The 22,704-nt window shown below is 43.2% G+C and carries 22 protein-coding genes; 8 read left to right on the top strand and 14 right to left on the bottom strand.

Annotated elements, in window-relative coordinates; genetic code table 11:
- Positions 1 to 143 precede the first annotated feature (143 nt).
- The 3 genes from DMB45_RS06785 to DMB45_RS06775 are packed head-to-tail and all read left to right on the top strand — an operon-like array spanning position 144 to position 3,549.
- On the top strand, positions 144 to 1,436 hold the full coding sequence (locus DMB45_RS06785; protein WP_041502895.1) for a UDP-N-acetylmuramoyl-tripeptide--D-alanyl-D-alanine ligase: 1,293 nt from the start codon (positions 144 to 146) through the stop codon (positions 1,434 to 1,436).
- Positions 1,437 to 1,446: 10 nt separating this feature from the next.
- Positions 1,447 to 2,193 (top strand): polyprenol monophosphomannose synthase, encoded by a 747-nt coding sequence (locus DMB45_RS06780; protein ID WP_041502894.1) that lies wholly within the window; start codon positions 1,447 to 1,449, stop codon positions 2,191 to 2,193.
- A gap of 21 nt (positions 2,194 to 2,214) precedes the next feature.
- On the top strand, positions 2,215 to 3,549 hold the full coding sequence (locus DMB45_RS06775) for a dihydroorotase (protein ID WP_041502893.1): 1,335 nt from the start codon (positions 2,215 to 2,217) through the stop codon (positions 3,547 to 3,549).
- Here DMB45_RS06775 and DMB45_RS06770 read toward each other — a convergent pair.
- Both DMB45_RS06770 and purD read right to left on the bottom strand, forming a co-directional pair.
- Positions 3,546 to 4,520: a hypothetical protein gene (locus DMB45_RS06770; RefSeq protein WP_041504669.1), complete on the bottom strand. Its 975-nt coding sequence runs from the start codon at positions 4,518 to 4,520 to the stop codon at positions 3,546 to 3,548. The genes DMB45_RS06775 and DMB45_RS06770 overlap by 4 nt on opposite strands.
- 17 nt (positions 4,521 to 4,537) lie before the next feature.
- Positions 4,538 to 5,806, bottom strand: coding sequence for a phosphoribosylamine--glycine ligase (gene purD, locus DMB45_RS06765; RefSeq protein ID WP_041502891.1), 1,269 nt, complete (start codon positions 5,804 to 5,806; stop codon positions 4,538 to 4,540).
- Positions 5,807 to 5,972: 166 nt separating this feature from the next.
- On the opposite strand from purD, the gene DMB45_RS06760 reads away from it, so the two are divergent.
- Positions 5,973 to 6,548, top strand: a complete 576-nt coding sequence (locus tag DMB45_RS06760) for a Fic/DOC family protein (RefSeq protein ID WP_041502890.1) — start codon at positions 5,973 to 5,975, stop codon at positions 6,546 to 6,548.
- Here the strand turns inward: DMB45_RS06760 and DMB45_RS14705 are convergent.
- The 4 genes from DMB45_RS14705 to DMB45_RS06745 form a co-directional block, all read right to left on the bottom strand.
- Complete coding sequence (locus DMB45_RS14705; protein WP_154665528.1) at positions 6,529 to 6,699, bottom strand: hypothetical protein; 171 nt, start codon at positions 6,697 to 6,699, stop codon at positions 6,529 to 6,531. The two genes, DMB45_RS06760 and DMB45_RS14705, sit on opposite strands and share 20 nt — an antisense overlap.
- A gap of 137 nt (positions 6,700 to 6,836) precedes the next feature.
- The gene (locus DMB45_RS06755) at positions 6,837 to 7,520 is read right to left on the bottom strand and encodes a DUF2461 domain-containing protein (RefSeq protein WP_041502968.1); all 684 of its coding nucleotides are present in this window, start codon (positions 7,518 to 7,520) and stop codon (positions 6,837 to 6,839) included.
- Positions 7,521 to 7,528: 8 nt separating this feature from the next.
- Positions 7,529 to 8,080: a cob(I)yrinic acid a,c-diamide adenosyltransferase gene (locus DMB45_RS06750; protein ID WP_041502889.1), complete on the bottom strand. Its 552-nt coding sequence runs from the start codon at positions 8,078 to 8,080 to the stop codon at positions 7,529 to 7,531.
- 59 nt (positions 8,081 to 8,139) lie between these two features.
- On the bottom strand, positions 8,140 to 8,757 hold the full coding sequence (locus DMB45_RS06745; protein WP_041502888.1) for a hypothetical protein: 618 nt from the start codon (positions 8,755 to 8,757) through the stop codon (positions 8,140 to 8,142).
- A gap of 145 nt (positions 8,758 to 8,902) precedes the next feature.
- Here DMB45_RS06745 and recG point away from each other — a divergent pair, with 145 nt between their 5' ends.
- A complete protein-coding gene (gene recG, locus DMB45_RS06740; RefSeq protein WP_041502887.1) occupies positions 8,903 to 11,014 on the top strand; it encodes an ATP-dependent DNA helicase RecG in 2,112 nt (703 codons plus the stop codon).
- Between the two features lie 443 nt (positions 11,015 to 11,457).
- Here recG and DMB45_RS06735 read toward each other — a convergent pair whose 3' ends face one another.
- The 7 genes from DMB45_RS06735 to DMB45_RS06705 form a co-directional block, all read right to left on the bottom strand.
- Positions 11,458 to 11,940, bottom strand: coding sequence for a DUF3332 domain-containing protein (locus DMB45_RS06735; RefSeq protein WP_041502886.1), 483 nt, complete (start codon positions 11,938 to 11,940; stop codon positions 11,458 to 11,460).
- 66 nt (positions 11,941 to 12,006) lie between these two features.
- Entirely contained in the window at positions 12,007 to 13,419 is a 1,413-nt protein-coding gene (gene aspA, locus DMB45_RS06730) for an aspartate ammonia-lyase (protein ID WP_041502885.1), read from the bottom strand.
- A 288-nt stretch (positions 13,420 to 13,707) separates the two neighbouring features.
- On the bottom strand, positions 13,708 to 14,220 hold the full coding sequence (locus tag DMB45_RS06725; RefSeq protein WP_041502884.1) for a DUF4494 domain-containing protein: 513 nt from the start codon (positions 14,218 to 14,220) through the stop codon (positions 13,708 to 13,710).
- Between the two features lie 97 nt (positions 14,221 to 14,317).
- Positions 14,318 to 14,659 carry an RNA recognition motif domain-containing protein gene (locus tag DMB45_RS06720; protein WP_041502883.1) on the bottom strand — a complete coding sequence of 114 codons (342 nt, stop codon included), beginning with the start codon at positions 14,657 to 14,659 and terminating at the stop codon, positions 14,318 to 14,320.
- Between the two features lie 219 nt (positions 14,660 to 14,878).
- Positions 14,879 to 15,985, bottom strand: coding sequence for a pyridoxal phosphate-dependent aminotransferase (locus DMB45_RS06715; RefSeq protein ID WP_041504664.1), 1,107 nt, complete (start codon positions 15,983 to 15,985; stop codon positions 14,879 to 14,881).
- A gap of 18 nt (positions 15,986 to 16,003) precedes the next feature.
- The gene (locus DMB45_RS06710) at positions 16,004 to 16,465 is read right to left on the bottom strand and encodes a DUF4268 domain-containing protein (RefSeq protein WP_110688593.1); all 462 of its coding nucleotides are present in this window, start codon (positions 16,463 to 16,465) and stop codon (positions 16,004 to 16,006) included.
- A 39-nt stretch (positions 16,466 to 16,504) separates the two neighbouring features.
- Positions 16,505 to 16,987 (bottom strand): tyrosine-protein phosphatase, encoded by a 483-nt coding sequence (locus DMB45_RS06705; protein ID WP_235375047.1) that lies wholly within the window; start codon positions 16,985 to 16,987, stop codon positions 16,505 to 16,507.
- Between the two features lie 113 nt (positions 16,988 to 17,100).
- Here DMB45_RS06705 and DMB45_RS06700 point away from each other — a divergent pair, with 113 nt between their 5' ends.
- The 3 genes from DMB45_RS06700 (at position 17,101) to DMB45_RS06690 (ending at position 20,385) form a co-directional block, all read left to right on the top strand.
- Positions 17,101 to 17,706: a ribonuclease HII gene (locus DMB45_RS06700; protein WP_041502879.1), complete on the top strand. Its 606-nt coding sequence runs from the start codon at positions 17,101 to 17,103 to the stop codon at positions 17,704 to 17,706.
- A 42-nt stretch (positions 17,707 to 17,748) separates the two neighbouring features.
- Positions 17,749 to 19,266, top strand: a complete 1,518-nt coding sequence (locus tag DMB45_RS06695; RefSeq protein ID WP_041502878.1) for a GH3 auxin-responsive promoter family protein — start codon at positions 17,749 to 17,751, stop codon at positions 19,264 to 19,266.
- A gap of 99 nt (positions 19,267 to 19,365) precedes the next feature.
- Positions 19,366 to 20,385, top strand: coding sequence for an META domain-containing protein (locus tag DMB45_RS06690; RefSeq protein ID WP_041502877.1), 1,020 nt, complete (start codon positions 19,366 to 19,368; stop codon positions 20,383 to 20,385).
- A 44-nt stretch (positions 20,386 to 20,429) separates the two neighbouring features.
- On the opposite strand, the gene DMB45_RS06685 is transcribed toward DMB45_RS06690, so the two are convergent.
- The gene (locus DMB45_RS06685) at positions 20,430 to 22,607 is read right to left on the bottom strand and encodes a glutamine synthetase III family protein (protein ID WP_041502876.1); all 2,178 of its coding nucleotides are present in this window, start codon (positions 22,605 to 22,607) and stop codon (positions 20,430 to 20,432) included.
- Positions 22,608 to 22,704 lie beyond the last annotated feature (97 nt).

The following is a 22,704-nucleotide window of genomic DNA, read 5'->3' as shown; positions in this document are numbered from 1 at the left end:
TGGTTTTATATTTTCCAGGCTGCATTTTTCTTTTTGTCGCTTATTTCAATCGATTTTTGAAATTACAATATCAAAAAACAACCATCTTTCGGCAGAGAGATTTATATTTTTATAAATTTGTATCTTGGTAAAGACAAACAAGCATGGATACAATTGCAACTGTGTACGAAGCGTTCAGTAAAGGCGGACGAATAGTTACCGACTCCCGGGAAGTGAAGGAAGGAGATATTTTTATCGCGTTAAAAGGAGAAAATCATAATGGCAATGCCTTTGCAGCAACGGCGATCAGGCAAGGAGCCGCTTTCGCGGTAACGGATGAAGCAGAGTACGCCACCGACGAGAAATGTTTATCGGTTCCCGACACGCTTCGGTTTCTTCAGGAATTGGCCCGGTACCACCGCCGGAAACTGCATGTACCGATTCTCGGTATTACCGGTACCAACGGAAAAACGACCACGAAGGAACTTTGTTATGCTGTCCTTTCTAAAAAATTTAAGACGGTGGCCACACAAGGTAATTTCAACAATCACATCGGAGTCCCGTTAACCTTGTTAAGCATGGACACTTCCACGGAATTGGGAATTGTCGAAATGGGTGCCAACCACCCGGGAGAGATCAAAACCTTATGCGACATTGCAGAACCGGATTACGGTATTATTACCAATATCGGATACGCGCATTTGGAAGGCTTCGGATCATACGAGAATATCATACGCACGAAAAACGAATTATACGAGGCGATCGGAGCCCGAAAAGGGACCCTCTTCGTGAATGGCTCCGACAAGTTGCTGATGGGATTGGCCGATAACCAATCGAAAATCACTTACGGCACGTCCGATTGTTTTGCCAACGGAGAGATTTTACAAACCATCCCTTACTTAGTCTACTCCCTAAAGACCCGAAAAGGGCATCTCTACGTGAAAACCAAGTTGATCGGCGGATACAATTTCGACAATGCCATGGCAGCTTCCGCCGTCGGCCTTTATTTCGATATCGATCCGCTACGGATCAAAGAAGCCATTGAAAACTATTCACCATCCAACATGCGTTCTCAGCTTGTAAAAACCAAAGATAATACGCTTATCCTCGATGCTTACAATGCCAACCCCAGCAGTATGAAGGTTTCTGTTTCCAATTTCGCGGAAATGACAGGAGAACATAAACTGGTAATTATCGGACAAATGAGAGAGTTAGGAGACATGTCGGACGGAGCTCACGAAGAAGTTCTCGATTTATTGGCGGCAAAACAGCTTCATCATGCATTTATAGTCGGCGAAAATTTTGAACCGTTCATAAATAAATATACTTTTATAAATTATTTCCCCAACACGGAAACATTAATAGAATATCTCAAAAAGAATAAAGTCACCGCTTCATTCATTTTAATTAAAGGCTCCCGAGGAAATAAATTAGAGAAAATTGTCGAATACCTGTAAAAAGCAACATATGAACGACAGACTTGTCATCATACCCACCTACAACGAAAAAGAGAATATTGAAAATATCCTCCGTTATGTATTTAAACTCGAACCTTCGTTCGATGTCCTGGTGATCGAGGATAACTCTCCGGATGGAACCGCCCTGATTATCAAAAATCTGCAAAAAGAATTCCCTCAACTTTTCATGATCGAAAGAAAAGGGAAATTAGGTCTGGGTACCGCTTACATTACAGGCTTCAAATGGGCATTGGAACACAACTACAACTATATCTTCGAAATGGATGCCGATTTTTCTCATAATCCCGATGACCTGATTAAACTTTACAAAGCCTGTCAAAGCGGAGAAGGGGATATGGCTATCGGTTCCCGTTACGTTACCGGAGTAAACGTGGTCAACTGGCCCATGGGACGAGTTCTAATGTCCTATTTCGCTTCCAAATACGTGAAATTCATTACCGGCATGAGAATAAACGATGCCACGGCCGGTTTCGTATGTTACACTCGTAAAGTACTGGAATCCATAGATCTGGACAATATCCGTTTCAAAGGATACGCCTTTCAGATTGAAATGAAATTCACCGCCTGGACCATGGGATTCAAACTGAAAGAGGTTCCTATTATATTCACCGACCGTACAGAGGGGACATCCAAGATGAACGGTGGAATTTTTAACGAAGCCTTTTGGGGGGTCATCACCATGAAACTCCGCAGTTTAGGAAAAAAGAAAAACGCCAATCGAAACGAAGCACACTAAAATTCCGTAACCTCATTATCTATGAAAACACTTATTCAAAACGGAACATTGGTCAATGAAGGAAGAGTATTCCGGGCCGATATTCTTATCGACAACGATACCATTGAAACCATCGAGGAAAAAGGGATCGCATCCCTTTCCGATGATGTTCAAATCATAGATGCAGAAGGGAAATACGTCATTCCGGGAGTTATCGACGATCAGGTGCATTTTCGCGAACCGGGACTTACCCGGAAAGGAGACATCGGTGAAGGAAGCCGGGCTGCCGCCGCGGGAGGAGTCACCTCCTTCATGGACATGCCCAATGTTATTCCACCCACGACAACAAACGAGTTACTGAAGGAGAAACAACATATTGCCCGTCGAAATTCATTAGTTAACTACTCTTTTTACATAGGAGCGACCTTAGATAACATAGAAGAGATTAAAAAAGTCGATCCGAAAACAACCTGCGGAATAAAAATATTCATGGGTTCCTCTACCGGCAACATGCTTGTGGATAACATAGAAGTTCTCGAGAAAATTTTTGCAGAATCTCCCCTTCTAATCGCCACACACTGCGAAGATACCCCCACGATCAACCGGAACCTGGAACTCTACAAGCAACGTTACGGCGAAGATATTCCTCCGGCCTGCCACCCGCTGATCAGAAGCCGGGAATGTTGCTACATTAGCTCTTCCTTAGCCGCACGTTTGGCCCGGAAACATCATAGCAGACTGCATATTCTCCACTTAAGCACGAAAGAAGAATTGGAGCTGTTAGATCAAGGCTCACGAAAAGAAAAACGCATCACGGGAGAAGTTTGCATCCATCATCTCTGGTTCAACGACGAAGCCTATTCGAGCAAGGGAAACCGGGTAAAATGGAACCCCGCCATCAAGACAGAAGCGGATAGACAGGCTTTGTTACGGGCTCTTAATTCCAATCGGTTAGACATCATTGCTACCGACCACGCACCTCACCTTCCGGAAGAAAAAAACGGAGTATACACGAAAGCCGCCAGCGGAGGCCCGATGGTTCAGCACTCTTTGCCCGTTATGTTACAACTGATGGAAAACGGAGAAATAACCATAGAAAATATCGTGGATAAAATGTGCCACGCACCAGCGGATATTTTTCGTATACAACAACGCGGATATCTTCGCGAAGGATACAAAGCCGATATCGTGATCGTAGAAAAAAATCCATGGACCGTGACGAAAGAGAATCTATTGTATAAATGCGGATGGTCGCCTCTCGAGGGAACGACACTCTCTTACCGGGTAAACACGACCATAGTCAACGGGCATACGGTCTACCAAGAAGGGAAATTCGACGAAACCCATCGGGGAGAACTATTAACCTTCGAGGGTTAACCGAAGATCAACCATCCACAGGCAACCAACAGCAGAAGGAATAGCATATTTCCCGCCCACTTGGTATGATGAGAAATAAAGTATTGCGAAAACAAATAGACTAAAGGAATTGCCACTATATACATTCCCCCGTAACATGAACAGGGAATAATAAACATGGAACCTCCCAAAAAGAAAAGCATCGACAACATGGAAAGCAACCCTCGCCGCTGAGCCACGATTACCGTGGGATAATTGATCAACACGTTACCGAAAGAAGCAAAAATCAATATGCCTATAATAATAAACACGATCGGTTTTGCCGATACGATCTGTATAAAAGAATCTCCTTCCCATATTTTATCCCAAAAAAGGGTGAATAATCCACCCGAATCCCCGGACAGGAAATAATACCCCCAAACTAAAAAAAACATGGTTCCAAATCCCAACAAGAGGGCAACCATATCTTTCAATGTAGCCCTTCCCGAAAAAGGCAATACGACCACGGCCCACGGGACGAGAGCGAACAAATCGGGACAAAGCAATACAGACAGGGCAATAAAAAAACCGAAATTGAATACCGGAGCATTCGTCTTAAAATGCACGATAGCCGATTGCAGGTAGGCCACGGCCAAAGCGACAAAAAATGCCGCAAATAAATAGGCATTTACCCCGTAATGGCATAAAACGCCAACGGTCAATAAAGAGTAGAGAAAAGAAGGCAAAACGGAAACATGGGATAAAAACTTATAACGGTCGGCAATGAAAAAGAGCAAAAAAGCAAGAGATAAAAGCAATAGCAAACCGACCTTATCAAGCCAGAAACTCCCCTCGTACGCTTCCAAAAAAGATAACGATATCAATCCGTCGATGCCACACGGCGTGTACTCTCCTCCCAACCAATAACGAAAAAATGCTATACCTATCACTAAAAACGGTAACAGGTACAGCATATATATACTTTTCGACTTTATTATGGCATTCAGACTCATGCTTTATGGTTTACTATTTAAAGATCCGCCCCTATGTCCCTTCTGAAATTTTTTCCCGCAAAACGAATCTTTTCAACATTCTTATAGGACAATGCCAACGCCTCCTTTTTCGTATGACCGAAAGAGCTGACAGCAATTACCCGCCCTCCGTTCGTCACGATATTCCCTTCCGACACTTTCGTCCCGGCATGAAAAACCAGACTATCATCCGCACTCTCTATTCCGGTAATTACCTCACCTTTTTTATAAGCTCCCGGATAACCTTCGGAGACTAACATCACCGTGGTACAAAACCGGGGATCCAATTCTAAAGCGATGTCCCGTATTCCTCCCTTGGCCGTGGCTTCAAACAGAGTCAATACATCCGTTTTTACCCGGGGCATAACCACTTCCGTTTCAGGATCTCCCATACGTACATTATACTCGATCACGTAAGGCTCACCCCCGACATTCATCAGTCCGAAAAAGATAAACCCGCGATAATCGATTCCGTCCGCTTGCAAACCCTCCACCGTCGGACGAATTATCCGTTCCTCCACTTTACGGTTAAAAGCATCGTCGGCAAAAGGCACCGGAGAGACAGCTCCCATTCCACCCGTGTTCAAACCGGTATCACCCTCTCCTATTCTTTTGTAATCCTTAGCGGATCCCAATATTTTATAATCCTTTCCGTCAGTCAAAACGAAAACCGAAAGCTCGATCCCCTTTAAAAACTCCTCGATAACCACCCGGCTTCCCGCTTTCCCGAATTTCCCGCCTAACATCAAATTCAACTCCCGCACAGCTTCATCCAAATCTTCCAGGATCAACACCCCCTTACCGGCAGCCAGTCCGTCCGCTTTTAAAACATAAGGAGACCTCATCCCTTTCAAAAAAGCAATCCCCTCCTGAAGATTATCCCGTGTTACCGTAAAATAAGCTGCCGTAGGAATGGCATGCTTCATCATAAATTCCTTCGCAAAATCTTTACTTCCCTCCAGTACCGCCCCGGCCTTACCCGGTCCGACAAGCATCAAACCGGTAAAACGTCCGTCTGCTTCAAAATAGTCCCGGATTCCTTCCACCAAAGGATCTTCCGGCCCTACAACAATCATCTCTATCTCTTTCTCCAATACGAATTCGGCCAACGCGGGAAAATCCGTCACTTGAATATCGACATTTTTAGCCAACCTATCCGTCCCCGCGTTCCCTGGGGCTACATATAACTCGGTCAATCTCGGACTTTGATTTATTTTCCAGGCCAATGCATGTTCACGACCTCCGCTACCTAATAGTAATACCTTCATCTTTTGTCTTATTTAACGGTTTATCCTTTAAATAGAAAGCTGTTAAACACATAAACTATTTTAAATTAGCGCAAAGATAGTTCTTAATCAGAAACCGTTAAGCATAAATCATAAATAAATTTGGTTTATTACGGCATTTCCCTACCTTTGTTAAAAATCAACGGCCATGACCAGATACACCACCGATGGTAATGAAAGCGAAATTCTGCAAAATTTGCTTGGTCTTACCGATCAAGAGGCCATTCACAATGCTGAATTTGAAGGTTTTCTAATGGCTGAAATCATTTTCACGGAACAACTCTCACCCCAGACACGCTTTACCGTAAAATACATCCAGAGTATCCATTGCATGGCATTAAAGCACCTCTACCAGTTTGCCGGAAAATTTCGTAGCGTCAATATGTCCAAGGGAGGCTTTGTCTTTCCGGCAGCCCGCTTTATTGCCGAGAACATGGTCCGTTTCGAACAAGAGATATTGTCCGGACTTCCGGATCGCTACCCGAACAAAAAGAGACTGATTAAAGATATAGCCATCGTACACGGGGAGTTGCTTTTTATTCATCCTTTCCGAGAAGGTAATGGCCGTACGGCCCGAATATTGGCCAATCTCATGGCCCGCAAACAAGGCTATCCGGGTTTGGATTTCAATCGCATCGATTTCGAGCAATACATAATCGCCGTTCAGCAAGTAGCCAAGCGGGATTACACTCGGATGGAACAAATTATTTCTTCTGCATTATGAGTTTCCGATCTACCTGTTCCAATATCGTATAGGCTGTTTTTTCCTGAATCTCTATTCCTTCCAAACGAAAGGACGCAATCATGCCTTGTAATATCTCTTCTCTCACGGCAGTTAATGTTTTAACAGGCATCTCTTCTATTACTTTTTCCATGTAACAAATATACGAATTTTTCTACTAACGACCAAAGATTTAAACACAAAAAAATCCATCAAAATCCTCATTATCGGCATATTATACTGTACACGCACGAGTCAGACAGGAAGGTCGCTCCGAGATACGCAAATCGACTAATATATCCGGGGTGTATAACCGCCTTGCATGGACTCGTCGACGGTGTAATTCAGGAATCGATTAAAGGGCAGAAGCAGCTTTAAACGTTCCGCACACCTTTTCACAAGTCGATCCTCCTCCCAGAATCCGTCGGAAATACGGTTCGTTACCGTGTAGGTTTTGTATTTCAATAATTCGGCTTCCGGAAAATCTTTAGGAAAAGGAACAGGCACTTTCTTTAATTTTTCCCCGTCCATATAATAGTACTTCTCGAATTCCGGATTACGGATAATAGCAAGGAATTCTTCCACATTATCATACACATCCCGCCTTAACGCTTTCAGCATCGCCGGAGAAGGACACCAGATTCCCCCCGCAAACAGGGATCCTTCCGGCTCAATATGTACATAATAACCTCCCCTCGGATTCATTTTTCCCCCTTTCACCATAAAAGCACCTATATGCGTCTTATAAGGAGTTTTATCCGCGGCGAAACGCGTATCCCGGTATATTCGAAAAATACAATCCTTTACCAGCAATCCATCGATCTCCGGATCAAATTCGGCTATCTCCTGTATCAACTCTCGAATAAACTCTTCATGAATAGCTTTTATTTTCAAATAACGGGATTTATTCGCCTGAAACCATTCCCGATTATTGTTCTCTTTCAAATCACTCAAAAAACTCAATACCTCTTTCATCGCTTTTCTTATTTTGTCGGCTCCCATTTCATCTCATCGACACGAAGATCGTGTGCCAATTTTCTCGATAAAACAAAAAGATAATCCGATAAACGGTTCATGTAGCGCGTAATCACTTCATCCACCTCTATCGTCTCACTCATATCTAATATCCGACGCTCCACCCGTCGACAAACAGTTCGGGCAATATGACAGGCCGACACTGCCGGGTCTCCCCCGGGTAGCACGAAGAATCTCATGGGGGGCAAAACCTCGTCCATCCGGTCTATTGCCTTTTCCAAAAACTCTATATCCTCCGATGTGCAAGGAAGTTGCTGCTGCAAATCCGAAACCGTCGCATCTGTTGCCAAATTGGCCCCCACGACAAACAATACATTCTGAATGCGAACGATCTCCTCTATACTCTCTTCCGGAATTGAATAAGAACGAATCATTCCCAAATGAGCGTTCAGTTCATCCACGCCCCCATACGCCTCCAATCTCACGTTATTCTTAGGTACCCGCGTGCCTCCGATCAAAGAAGTGGTTCCCTTGTCCCCGGTTTTCGTGTATACTTTCATCTTATATTAAATTTTAGATTCATAACTCCAGACTCCCCCTATCCGGCATGCAGTCCCCTTTAAATAATCATATTGTATCTCCCTCTTTGCAACCGGTTATCGAAGAACAACATTCCGTACCACATCATATCAATCGAAACCGTACACTCTTTCCTCCATTGTCTCCACAATTGAGCATTCAACGGTTTCTTGTAAATATCCGTGATAATAACACAAAGCGGTCCTTCCTTTCTTTCTTTCAACAGAGATTCGCATGCCGCACTCCAAACCCCGTCGAGCTCCCGTCCCAAAAACATCATGTCCAACGGAACTTCGCCGATAGAGGCCGGTTCTACTTTTTCATACCGCTCTCCCTTAAACTCCTTTCCCTTATAAAAAAGACGCATATCCCTGGAAACAGCTTCCAAATAAGAGATAACAAACGGATTCTCCAACCCCAATAACAAGACATTCCGATAAGACAGGTAATCCGACAAGCGGAAAAGCAAACGGCATAATTTCTTTTCGCTGCTTCGTAACTTAGCCCTTGTTTCTATTCGCTCGAAATCATAGTAGAGGTTTCTCTCTTTAATCACATTCGTAATCAAATCGAATACGAAAGGAGAGTGGACGCCGAATCCTCTTTTATGCCTGAAGCGAATGGCATGTTTCACTCGTTGTTTCAAATAATTATACATCTCAATTTTTCCTCATAGTCATCGAATACGACCTTGTCGCTCTTTCATTCAAAACTCCGAACAACGAAATTAAAATTTATTCCCGACTTGCTCAACAAAGTCATCTATTTTTTTTATTTTCGTTCGACAAATAAAGTATAAACACATCTTTTCTGTTTTGGAAATAGCCGGATTAAATATTAAATTTTTACCTGGAGTGGGTCCTAAACGGGCCTCTTTACTCGAACAAGAATTAAATATCTGCAGCTACGAGGATATGCTTTATCATATCCCTTACAAATACATCGATCGTACCCGGTTATACACGATAAGAGAGTTGAATGCTCAACTACCCTATATCCAGATTAAAGCAAAAATATCCCGATTAACCGCCGTCGGAGCCGGGAAACAAAAACGAATGGTGGCGACGGCAAGTGACGGCACGGGAGAACTGGAGCTCGTCTGGTTCAAAGGATACAAATACTTGGATAGTCAAATCTTACCCGATAAAGAATACCTGATATTCGGGAAGCCGAGTGTATTCAACCAACAGCTAAATATCGTTCATCCGGAAATAGATCTCTACGAAGCGAATGCCAAACAACTGGTAGGGTTTCAGGCTGTTTATCCTACCACGGAAAAAATGAAAAAAAGTTTCCTCACGTCGAGAGTCATCAGCAAAATTCAGGCAGGCATATTCAAAAACCTGAACGGACGCATCGCGGAAACTTTACCGGCTTGGTTTATCAAAAAACACAATTTGATCTATCTTCACGATGCCCTTTTCAACATACATTTTCCCGAAAATCCGGAATTACTTCGAAAAGCACAATACCGGTTAAAATTCGAAGAATTATTCTATATCCAACTGAATATTCTTAAACTGAAATTCAACCGCAAAGTTTCATTCAGGGGACATCCGTTCCATGTCGTCGGAGATTACTTCAATAACTTCTATCATAACCTCCTCCCGTTCCCCTTGACGGACGCCCAAAAGCGAGTGATCAAAGAGATCCGGCTGGATTGCGGCTCAGGCAAGCAGATGAATCGCCTCCTGCAAGGAGACGTGGGAAGCGGCAAAACATTGGTAGCCGTCATGTGCATGTTGATCGCCTTAGACAACGGCTATCAAGCCTGTATCATGGCTCCGACCGAAATTTTAGCCGCTCAGCATTACGAAACCATAACACAAATGCTGAAAGACACTCCTATTAGCGTAGCCTTGTTAACAGGCTCCACCAAAAAGAAAGAACGGGACATTATACATGAAGCATTATCCGACGGCCGATTGCAAATTCTCGTCGGCACGCATGCCCTTTTGGAGGATGTCGTATGCTTCAACAACGTCGGATTGGTCGTTATCGACGAACAACACCGTTTCGGTGTAGCGCAACGCGCCAAATTATGGCAAAAAAACAATACCCCTCCCCATATGTTAGTTATGACGGCAACCCCCATTCCCCGCACCCTGGCCATGACCCTCTACGGGGACCTGGATGTTTCCGTCATCGATCAACTTCCCCCGGGAAGAAAACCTATTACTACCTACCATACGTTCGAGAGTAAACGAAACGACGTTTACAAATTCATTCTAAAAGAATTAAAGGCCGGCAGACAAGCTTATATCGTGTATCCGCTGATTTCCGAATCCGAAAAAATGGACTATAGAAACTTAGAGGAGGGATACGAACAGGTATATCAATTTTTCGCACCTCGCGGATACCAATCCGTTATCGTTCACGGGAAACTCAAACCGGCAGAAAAAGAGGCCCAAATGCATTATTTCGTCTCCGGGAAAGCTCAAATACTCGTTGCAACTACCGTAATCGAAGTAGGGGTAAATGTCCCCAATGCCTCCATCATGGTTATCGAAAGTGCAGAACGTTTCGGACTCTCCCAACTACATCAACTTCGGGGACGTGTCGGTAGAGGTGCCGATCAATCCTATTGCATACTGATGACCTCCTACAAACTCTCCAACGATTCCCGCAAACGCATCGAAACCATGACTTCCACGAACGATGGCTTTGAAATAGCCGAAGCAGACTTAAAACTCCGGGGACCGGGAGACATCGAAGGAACCCAACAAAGCGGGCTGAGCTGCAACCTCAGGGTAGCCAACCTCGGAAAAGACGGCATGATACTCAATGAAGCCGCCCAAGCCGCCCATGCCCTCCTTGAAGCCGACCCCAATCTTTCAAAAGAGGAAAACCTGGTTTTCGCTTCCCAAGTCAAACGTCTTTTCAAAACCAAAATCAATTGGAGATACATCAGCTGACAATTGACGATTGTAGATTAAAAGATTTAGGGATTGGGAGATATAATGATTAGGAGATTAGGTGATTTAGTGATTAGGTGATTTAGTGATTAAATTTAAATCACGGAATCACTAATTCATTGAATCGCAGAATTTATCGGGTCTACAATTTAAAATTTACAATTGATTAAAGGGAAAGGGATAAAACGAAGGGACATAAATAGTGAATGGCGAGCGTCGTGTTCGATTTTTGGAACGACAGGACGACGGACTGTCCGAGCGTAGCGAGTCCCGGAGGACAGTGAACGAAAAACGTTTACACGACCGACGAGAACGTCCCAGCCCCGGAGAGTTATACCTTGCAATTGTAGATTAAAATAGCACATTGCACCCGTCCCCGGGTGCTACAAAAAAGCCGCCGTCTGAAAAATCAGACGGCGGCTTTGTATGATAGAAACTAAAATTTAGTCTGCCTGTTCTACTACTTTGAACATTTTTTTCGCAGATTTCATCACTTTCACTTTATTTTGACCATCCATCAAATACCAAGCTTTTTCTTCCGGGAAATATTGGAATTCAGCTTTGGCATCCGTATTTTGGCTGGCAACAGACATCTTATTCAAAGATTTAGTTACGGTATAAGAATTTCCGGCATACATAACCTGACTCTCCTCTACCTCTCCCTCATTCATTGCCAACGGATCTTCACCACCCCAGAATTCAATGGAATTAAAGATCAAAACGTCACCCAAACAAGCCAATTCGTAAGCCGGCAAGATGCACAATCCCAAAAATACCAACTCATTCACGAATTTCTTTTGAGACACTTGCTTATTCCAACTATGCAATTTTGTTGTCAAACCAAATGACCCGAAACAACCCGTAAAGGCAACTGAAGACACTCCAATCATCAGAATAGCCACCATTCTTGTAAAATTCTTCTTCATAACTTTTTGTTTAAATTTAGACTGTATTAAAGTATTATATAAAAAAATGTAACAATTATTTCCCTATTACTTCTTCTTATAGAATTTTTTCGGTTTAATCATCAGCTCCGGACGCAACAAATTATCCAGCTCCTCTTTCGTCAACAACCCCTCTTCCAAAACCAGATCGTAAACACTTCTTCTCTCTTGTAAAGCGCGTTTGGCAATACGAGAAGAATTCTCATAACCCAACGTCGGATTCAAGGCGGTCACGATTCCGATACTATTCATAACCAACTCTTTGCAATGTTCGGGATTGGCAGTAATACCGTTAACGCATAAAACTCTCAAACGTTCCATAACCTTGGTCAACATCTGAATAGAGTTAAACAAAGAGAACACGATAATCGGCTCCATAACGTTCAACTGCAACTGACCAGCCTCCGCCGCCATCATTACAGTCGTATCGCTACCGACCACGTTAAAACAAACCTGATTTACCACCTCAGGAATAACCGGGTTGACTTTACCGGGCATAATGGAAGAGCCGGGTTGCATAGGCGGTAAGTTGATTTCGCCCAAACCACATCTCGGACCGCTTGACAACAAACGCAAGTCATTACAAATCTTCGACAATTGAACGGCCAAACGTTTCAATTCGGAAGAATAACTTACACAAGCACCGGTATCCGGAGTAGCAGCAATCAAATTCGGGGCTAAAACAAACTCCTCGCCGCTTATAATACGTAATTCGCGCGTACAAATTTCAGAATATTCCGGCTCTGAATTGATTCCGGTACCAATAGCCGTGGCACCCATATTTTGTTCCAGGAACAATCTGGAAGCATCGTTCAACCTCTCGATATTCTCTTCCAATGTTACGGCAAAAGCTTCAAACTCCTGTCCTAATGTCATAGGTACCGCATCTTGCAACTGAGTACGTCCCATTTTCAATACATCGACAAACTCCCTGCCTTTGGCGCGGAAAGCTTCCACCATCAATTTCAACTCAGCTACCAGATCTTTATTCATCAGAATAATAGCCAAATGGAATGACGTAGGATAAGCATCATTGGTCGATTGAGACAGATTGACATGATTGTTCGGATGGCAATATTGATATTCACCCTTTTGATGTCCTAACAATTCCAAAGCCCGGTTGGCAACCACTTCATTAATATTCATGTTCGTGGAAGTTCCGGCACCACCTTGTACCATATCAACCGGGAATTGATCATGCAATTTGCCATCAATTATCTCTTCGCAAGCCGCGGTAATCACATTTGCAATCTCCTTCGGGATCAAATCCAACTCCAGATTAGCCTTGGCAGCAGCCCATTTTACCATGGCCAATGCCTTCACGTAATTCGGAAAATCACCGATATGACGTCCACTGATTCCCGCAAAGTTTTCAATAGCTCTCAAAGTCTGTACCCCATAATAAGCATCCATGGGCACCTCTTTGTTTCCTAACAAATCATGTTCAATTCTTGTTTTCATAATCCTGTTATAATTAATTATTTCCAATACGTTTATTACTTACTTTAGTTTCATTATGAATGGGAACTCTTTTAATATAGAATCGTATTCCCGATTTTTCATTAAAACGAACCGTAAAAAATTAATCCGGCAAAGGTACAAAAGAGAAACGACAAAACGAATTTTTTTGTAGAAATTATCAAAAGAATGTAACTATTGAAGTATCTATATGTCAACAAAATAGACTCCATTTTAACAAAAAAAAGTCCTTCATAGGACTTTTTTGTATCATCGATGTAAAGATGGGAATCATTCGAACGAACCGGATTCGGATGCTAAATCACCCAGAGGCTTAAAATGATCGGGCACGGTCTGCCCTTCATCATTCGAAAAATAGGGAAACACATCCATAAAAGTCGTATCCGCAAGAGACACAATTTCAAAGGGAACTACATAAGTGGACAAGCTCTTTTCCAAATTCTCCAACGCCCGGTCAATGTTCGCTCCCGCTACTAAAAAATACTGGAAAGCTCTCTTTTCCTTACCGGTGAGCTGATCGGCATCGATAATCGCGATCTTTGCCTTATACCACTTGTCGTCGTTCCCATCGTTCGACTCCACCAATTCCGTAATATTTGATTTTTTCAATCCGGCAATATAGAAATCTCCCTGAATCATAGAGGCTAACGCTTCCGTGATACGACTCTCCGCTTCCGTATAAGAGACTGCATCCAAAAGATACATTTCCGAAACTTTCTTCTCTTTACCGTCTTCCGTTACCTTCGTATACTTAATCTTACATTCAAACCAATTTGCTGTCATATATTCTACTTTAATTTACACAATAATCGACATCAAAGATAACACGAAAAAAAACGAGGAAACCGAAATTTCCTCGTTTTTTTTATGATTGAATCAATCAATATCTTCTTTCTGACCTCTCGGAATTATATCCTCCGCGACGTTCGCGATTAAATCCACCGCGATTTCCACCGCGGTTCCCGAAATTCGGTTTATCCGTTCTCGGTTTAGCCACGTTCACGTTGATTACCTTTCCATCATATTCAGCCTGATTCAATTCGTCGATGGCTTTCTGACCTAACGTATCGTCAGCAAGTTCAACAAATCCGAAACCTCTGGATCTTCCGCTTTCGCGATCCATAATTACTTTTGCAGAAACGATTTCGCCGTAATCTGCAAACAACTCTCTTAAATCAGCATCATCGATGCTGTAACTTAAATTTGAAATGTAAATGTTCATTAAGTAAAACTTTAATAATAAATATTCATTCAATTGAGTGCTTTGGATTGATAAAAAGTTTACTTAACGATACATAATACATGAAAGGCAAGTACTTTAAAAACAACGAACTCAACTCAATCTTGCGACAAAGATACGTCTATATTCCAATAAAACAATGCTTCTCCTAAAATTATTTACTTAAACAACATTAATTATGATCGACTGCCTCTCGGCATGTTACTTGAGGTCATTAAAATAAGTAACAAATTTTTCATGAGGAACCGACACGCATATACGGGAATACGCACTCGCGTACGTTTGCCGCGTCTTGGTAAAGAAATCAAGGGACACGGCTCCTATATAATGACGCAATAACTCCTCTTCACTCCGATTTACAATCACAAAAATTCCCTTGGGAACCGTTCCCTGATAAAATTCATCAGCCAATAGTTTCCTTTGTTTCAGGTAATCGATATTCAACGCGATATCCCGCGTTGTCTTTGCCTTAAAATCCGATACAGCTCTCTTACCCTCCGGAGTCGTTAACAAACGAAGCACCAACTCCTGCGCAAAACCGTTGATCCCATTGGTATTATACATGACCCGAACTTCCAACTCGTCATGCAACTCTTTATTTTTGGTATAAATAAAACCCAATCGCTGCCCGCTCAATCCCACGGATTTACTAAAACTCTCGGTGATAATCACATTCTCCATATCCATCAATCTCACGTAATAATCATCTCGTCCATCCATAAAAAGACGACGGTAGGGACAATCGTAATACACAACAACACCCGCATCATTCAACTGCCGGATGATGTCAAGTTGTTGTTCATCATCATGCTTATCTCCTAACGGGTTACTCGGATCACTGATCAAAACGGCATTACCCTCCAACTCTTCAAGCATCTCGAGGAGATCGGCCTGGCTATTGTATTCGGCATTTTTCACATTCCGGATCGTCAACATCTTATAGTAACACCCCCAATAATAGGCAGGCAAATACAATTTCCCGATACAAACCGTTTGGGCGACCAGATCCAACGCATGCATTCCCCCTGCCGTGATCAAAATACGATCGGAAGAGGATTTCCCCATAAAAAATTCTTCATTTATCGCCGCTCTCAACTCCGGGCGACCGGCGCCGTGCGGATAGACCTGGATCTCCGGGGAGTTAAAATCGATCCCTTTTACGACTTCGGTCAAATCGATCGGGACAACCTGATTTACCCCCCGGTTCAGGGGTAAATACTCTTTTCCGTTTACCCGCGTTAATTCTTTCAGATTCTCTCCTATTTGTACAATTTTAGAAAGAACGGCTCCACTTCTATTTATCTTCATAACTAATACTTATTCGTTTCAGCAATCTTTCAACCGTGCATTGATCAAATCCCGATATTCAAAATACAACTCTTCCAGTAATGGCATCTTCTCGACAAAGAAAGCATATATCTTTTCCCAATCCCCCGCATTATACAAACTCACTCCCGGCAGCTCGAAAAAAATCGCACTCACCCGGCGATCTTTTTCAACCCCTTCATACTCCTCCTCCCATATCAATTCCGAACCGCATACCCCGGCGAACAATTTCCGATAAGCAAGAAAACATTCATAAATTTCAAAACGGCGTAAATCATTCTTATGATCTATTTGAAACATAACCAACGCTTTTCGGTCATCAGCAAAAAATTTCAATTGCACTGATTTTATCTTTACCCCGGTCAACACCCAACGTCGATCGATACGTTTTTTCCGGCAATAGGATTTAAAGCCTTGCCAAAAACCGATTCTTATCGCTTTCGCCTCCTCTTTCGTATACATAACACATTCTACTTTAGGACCGACAAATATACAGGGTTCTCATGAAATACCCAAAGCCTGTTTCATATGTTCGACATCCGTCCCGTGCAACATGTCGATCAATTGATCGAATATCATATGGAATCCGTATTCCCCGTCGACCATCGCATTCACGGCATCTTCCTTGCTGATTCCTAAAAAAAGAATCTGATACATGGCACAAACGGCTCCCGTTCGGTCGGAACCGTGCCAACAATGAATCAGAATCGGTCCTTCCCGGTCCCGAAGGATACGCATGGCTTCCAGAAGATCATCCTGATTCATTTTGGAAGCTTTCATTCTCAAACGATGCAATTTGATGTCGGTTCCTCTCGCTTCATCCTTATCGTTATGACGGTTGCGTAAATTCAGGACCTCCTTGATACCGAATTGCTCAAGAGCCCGGAAATCACGATAAGAAGGTTGGTCCGACCGGTAGACATCCTTATCAATCCGATAACAATTTTTCAGCCGACTCCCGGGAACCGTTATTTTTTCTACCATAACCTTATTTTTATCGAATACAAATTTATGCATTTCCTTATAGCCGAAAAAGAAATATCCTATTAAAGAACAACATTTTTTTATATATTTGCTGGAGATTCAACCACGCGTATATGTTGACATTAAAATATTATTCCGATAAAATTGAAGCTGGTTGCGATGAAGCCGGACGAGGATGCCTGGCGGGTCCCGTTTTCGCTGCTGCCGTAATACTCCCGGACAATTTTTCCAACGAGATGTTGAATGACTCGAAACAGCTTTCCGAAAAAAAAAGAGACGAACTGCGTTTGATTATAGAACGGGAAGCTTTAGCCTGGGCCGTTGCCAGTATGGACAATGAAGAAATCGATAAAATCAACATCTTAAACGCTTCCATCGCGGCAATGCAAAAAGCATTAGGAATGCTCTCCATCCGACCGGAACATATCCTTATCGACGGAAATCGTTTTAAACCGTACGAGGAGATCGAATATCACTGTATCGTAAAAGGGGACGGGAAATACATGTCTATCGCGGCGGCATCGATTTTAGCCAAGACTCACCGGGACGAATACATGAAAAACCTACACAAAGAGTATCCGGTTTACGATTGGCAACGTAATAAAGGTTATCCGACCAAAGAGCACAGGGCTCAAATCCGGATACACGGGATCACCCCTTTCCACCGGAAAACATTCAATTTAACAGACCAGCAATTAGAATTGAATTTTAATGATTGAGAGATAACATATCGTATCAATTTCCTTTTAACTATAAGCATTATGGCCCTCATTAATTCCATCATATCCTTATTTTCATCCAAACGATTATCGCAAATCGATTATTTCAAGGCAAATCCCATACAAGTCCAGGAAGAAACCTTGCAAAATCTTTTGCAAACGGCAAAAGATACGGAATACGGGAAAAAATACGATTTTGCCTCCATTTGGACCTCGGAACAATACCGGGAAAGACTTCCGATCGTTCACTATGAAGAAATCGCACCCTATTCCGAACGCCTAATGAATGGAGAGCAAAATTTGCTATGGCCGGAACCTATTACCTGGTTCGCTAAATCTTCTGGTACCACAGCCGCCAAAAGCAAGTTCATTCCTGTCAGTAAAGAAGCTTTAGAAAACTGTCACTTCCGGGGAGGCAAGGATGTCATCTCGCTTTTTAACCGGAATTATCCAGACGCACAGGCCTTCGGAGGCAAGACGTTAGCTTTAGGGGGAAGCAGTGAGGTCTCTAACGTAAACTCCAATTGCCAATACGGAGATCTTTCCGCCATCCTGATTTCAAACACCCCGTTTTGGGCCAATCTAATGAAAACCCCCGATCAATCCATCATGCTGATGAGCGAATGGGAAGAAAAAATCGAAAAGATCTGCGATGTAACCATAAAAGAGGACGTAAGATGTTTAGCCGGCGTTCCCAGTTGGTTTTTAACCCTGATCAACCGCATTCTGGAACGTACAGGTAAAAATAATCTCCACGAGGTGTGGCCGAACTTAGAGTTGTTTATCCACGGAGGAGTCAGTTTCTCCCCTTACCGGGAACAATACAAACGGCTTCTCCCCAACCCGAAAATGAAATACATGGAGACCTACAATGCCTCCGAAGGATTTTTCGGGATCCAGGACAATCCGAACGATTCATCCATGTTATTGATGCTCGACTACGGGATATATTACGAATTCATGCCTACTGCCGAGTTAGGAAAAACCAACCCACGGAGTCTTTCACTGAAAGAGGTAGAAACAGACGTAAACTATGCCCTGATTATTTCGACGAACGGAGGACTATGGCGTTATATGATCGGAGACACCATCCAGTTTACTTCCCTGAAACCCTACAAATTCCGGATCACGGGACGCACCAAGCTATTTATTAACGCCTTCGGGGAAGAACTAATCATCGACAATGCAACTCAGGCCATAGATGAAGCTTGTCGTCAGATGCAATGCAATATCATCGATTTCACGGCTGCCCCGGTTTTTATGGAGGAAGGAAAAAAAGGGGCGCACGAATGGATTGTCGAATTCGAAACTCCCCCCGGCGACCCGGAAGCTTTTGCCGAGATATTGGATAACGAACTAAAGAAACTCAATTCCGATTACGAGGCAAAGAGATATAAAAACATGTCCCTTCAACGATTGATCCTTCACGTCGCCCGGCCCAATCTATTTAAGGATTGGCTCAAAGAAAAAGGCAAATTAGGAGGCCAGAATAAAGTTCCCCGCCTATGGAACGACCGTACCCATTTGGAAGAATTACTACAATTAAACAACAAAATATAAAACGGAACGTAATTATTCCTTAGCATATTTATAAACTTTTTGTCTATCATTTTTAACGGTGCTACCGTTAAGAATATATTTTTGTAAAAAAAATCATCCATGAAAAAAACAACTATTTTAACAACAATCGCAACAGTATTGGTACTGTTCAGCTGTAAAAGCAACACGGGAAATTTAGCCCAACTAACAGCTAACAAATGGCAACTAAAAGAGATGAGTGTGGAAAACAAAAAGGCGGTACTTCCGGAAAGAGTTCCTTCCGTAGAGTTTGCCGATTCCAACGCTATGTACGGATTTTCCGGTTGCAATCGCTTTTTCGGGAAATACACCACCGAAGGAAATACCATTAAAATCGAACCGGGAGGAAGCACCATGATGGCTTGCCCCAATCTGCAATTCGAGGATCAATTTATGAAAGTATTTGCCCAAATGACCTCTTATTCCATCACGAATAAAGAGTTAAAATTAACGGACAAAGCGAAAAAGCAGATTTTAATCTTTGTTCCGCAAAAAGAGGAACAACGGATAGGAGTGGCGAACGACGAACACGGATGTAACGCTGCAGCCGGGTACACGTGGTCGGAAGTATCCCAAGAGTGTATCCGTCTATTCGAGTCTGGTATCCGCATGCTTTCCAAACAAAATCCGGAAGCCTCGAGCGCCGCTTTTATCGTTTTCGCACCGGACTCCTCTAAAGTAGAACTATTTTTACCCGGAGAGGAGATTCGTCCGATCTTAGACAAAAGAAGTCTTCCCAAGGGAGGAAGCGCCTGGAACATAGAAGACGACGACACCTACAATGTCAGAAGAGTCGACGGCAAATGGATTATCGAGAAGCGGACAGAAACGCTGTTCGTTCAAGATCCGAACGGACCTGTCACCATTACCTACGTGGGAGGAAACGGCAAAAATAAAATGTTGTACCAAATTACGGTAACCTATTTTCCCGATCAGGAAAAAGCAAAGGTTCAATACGACGACCAGATCTTCGAGTTAACCCAGCAAGTCTCTGCTTCCGGGGTCCATTACAAAAACGATCAAGTGGATTTGATCGGTAAAGGCAAAGAGATACAATTCACACTTCCCGACGGAATGATTCTGAAAATGAACGAAAAATAATAAACGAATCCTCCCTTTGAAAAGGGAGGATTCGTTATATAACACTATCGGGAAAACAACAACTCCCGGTACTTAGGCAAAGGCCATATCTCGTCATCTACCAGCAACTCCAATTTATCAATATGATAGCGGATCTTCTCCAAATAAGGACGTACCTCCGCCGTATACACCTCAGCCCGTTTCACCTCATCCGACAGGGCATTAGCCAATTTCCTGGCTTCGGTCATATCAGAGACCATCGTTTGTATTTCCCGGATATGCAAAGAGATCGTCCGAATCATTTCCAATTGGATTTCAGCTATCCCTCCATCCGCAAATGCAGCCTTTAAACCGTTCACGTTATCCAAAAGCGTATTTTGGTATTTTATAGCGATCGGAATAATATGATTCAAAGCCAGATCCCCCAATACTCTCGATTCGATTTGCAGCTTTTTCAGATAAATCTCATTCTTTATCTCGAAACGAGCCTTCAGCTCCCGTTCACTCAACACTCCCGAATTCACAAACAAGCGACGGGCTTTGTCCGACAGATAAGCTTTCAAGGCGGGTATGCAATCCGTATCGGTAGACAAACCTCTCCGGGCAGCCTCCTCTCTCCATTCCTGTCCATAGCCATTTCCCTCGAAACGGATAGATTGCGATTCTATGATGTACTTGCGCAATACTTGAAAAATCGCTTCGTCTTTCTTCACCCCCTTATCGATCAAAGCATCCGTCTCTTTTTTAAACAACACCAACTGCTCCGCCACGGCCGTATTCAAAACAATCATGGGGCCACCGCAATTCGCGGAAGAACCGACAGCCCGAAATTCGAACCGATTACCGGTAAATGCAAAAGGAGACGTTCTGTTCCGGTCCGTATTATCCAACATGATCTCCGGAATCTTTCCCACATTTAACTTTAACTCGGTCTTTTCATCCGGACTCATTTTTTTAGAACTCACTTTCTCCACCAACTCATTCAACACTCCGGACAAATAAGCTCCCAAGAATACGGACATAATCACGGGAGGAGCCTCTTCTCCCCCTAAACGAGCCTCATTCCCCTGCGACACGATACAGGCCTTAAACAAATCCGAATATTCGTGTACCGCCTTTATGGTTGAAACCAAAAAAATCAAGAATTGCATATTGGACTTCGGGTTACGTCCGGGCGACAATAGGTTTACCCCCGTATTGGTCATCAACGACCAATTATTATGTTTTCCGGAACCGTTCACCCCCTTATAGGGCTTTTCATGTAAAAGAACCCGAAAATCATGTCGCCTCGCCACTTTTTTCATGGTAGACATCAACAACTGGTTATGGTCAACCGCCAGATTCGCCTCTTCAAATATCGGAGCACATTCGAATTGATTCGGAGCCACCTCATTGTGTCTGGTCTTAATGGGGATGCCCAAACGATGACACTCGTATTCCAGCTCTTCCATAAATGAAGTCACCCTTGCCGGAATAGCGCCGAAATACTGATCCTCCAACTGCTGATCTTTTGCCGATGAATGTCCCATCAACGTCCGTCCGCACAGCTTCAGGTCGGGACGAGCATTATACAAAGCTTCATCTACCAAAAAATATTCCTGCTCCCATCCCAACGTCGCAATCACCCGACTCACGTCTTTATCAAAATACTGGCAGATATCCACGGCGGCCTTATCAATCAAGGCCAAAGCTTTCAACATCGGAGTCTTAAAATCCAAAGCCTCTCCGGTATAAGCCACAAACACGGTCGGGATACACAAGGTCCGGTTATTAATAAAAGCCGGAGAACCCGGATCCCATGCCGTATACCCCCGAGCCTCAAACGTATTTCGAATCCCCCCGTTCGGAAAACTCGAAGCATCCGGTTCTTGCTGCACCAGAACCCGGCCGTCAAAGGATTCGATCACGTTGCCGTCAGGCAGTACATCCACGAAAGAGTCATGCTTTTCGGCCGTTGCCCCATTCAACGGATGAAACCAATGCGTGTAATGGGTAACACCGCGCTCTACCGCCCATGCCTTCATCGCGGCTGCCACCTGATCCGCTAACCCGCGGTCGATACTGGTTCCATCAAGCATGATTCGTTCCAATTTTTTAAACGCTTCGATAGAAAGATAATGCCTCATTTTTTCCGAAGAAAAAACATCTTCCCCGAAGATCTCCGAACACCTGGGCCAAGATGCTCCCGTTACCGGCTTCCGATCCGCCAATTTTTCCAAAGCCATAAATCTGATTTTTGCCATAATTTGTTTTATTTAGATACCACCCCATATTTTTATGGGGTCAAATATATAAAAAAGTACTTATTTCAAATAATACCCCCTTAATTTTTATTACCAT

Origin of the sequence: Sanguibacteroides justesenii (assembly GCF_003204205.1) — a bacterium.
Lineage (GTDB): Bacteria > Bacteroidota > Bacteroidia > Bacteroidales > Marinifilaceae > Gabonibacter > Gabonibacter massiliensis.
Note: the sequence above shows the minus strand (reverse complement) of the source record. Positions and strands in the feature narration are given on the sequence as shown.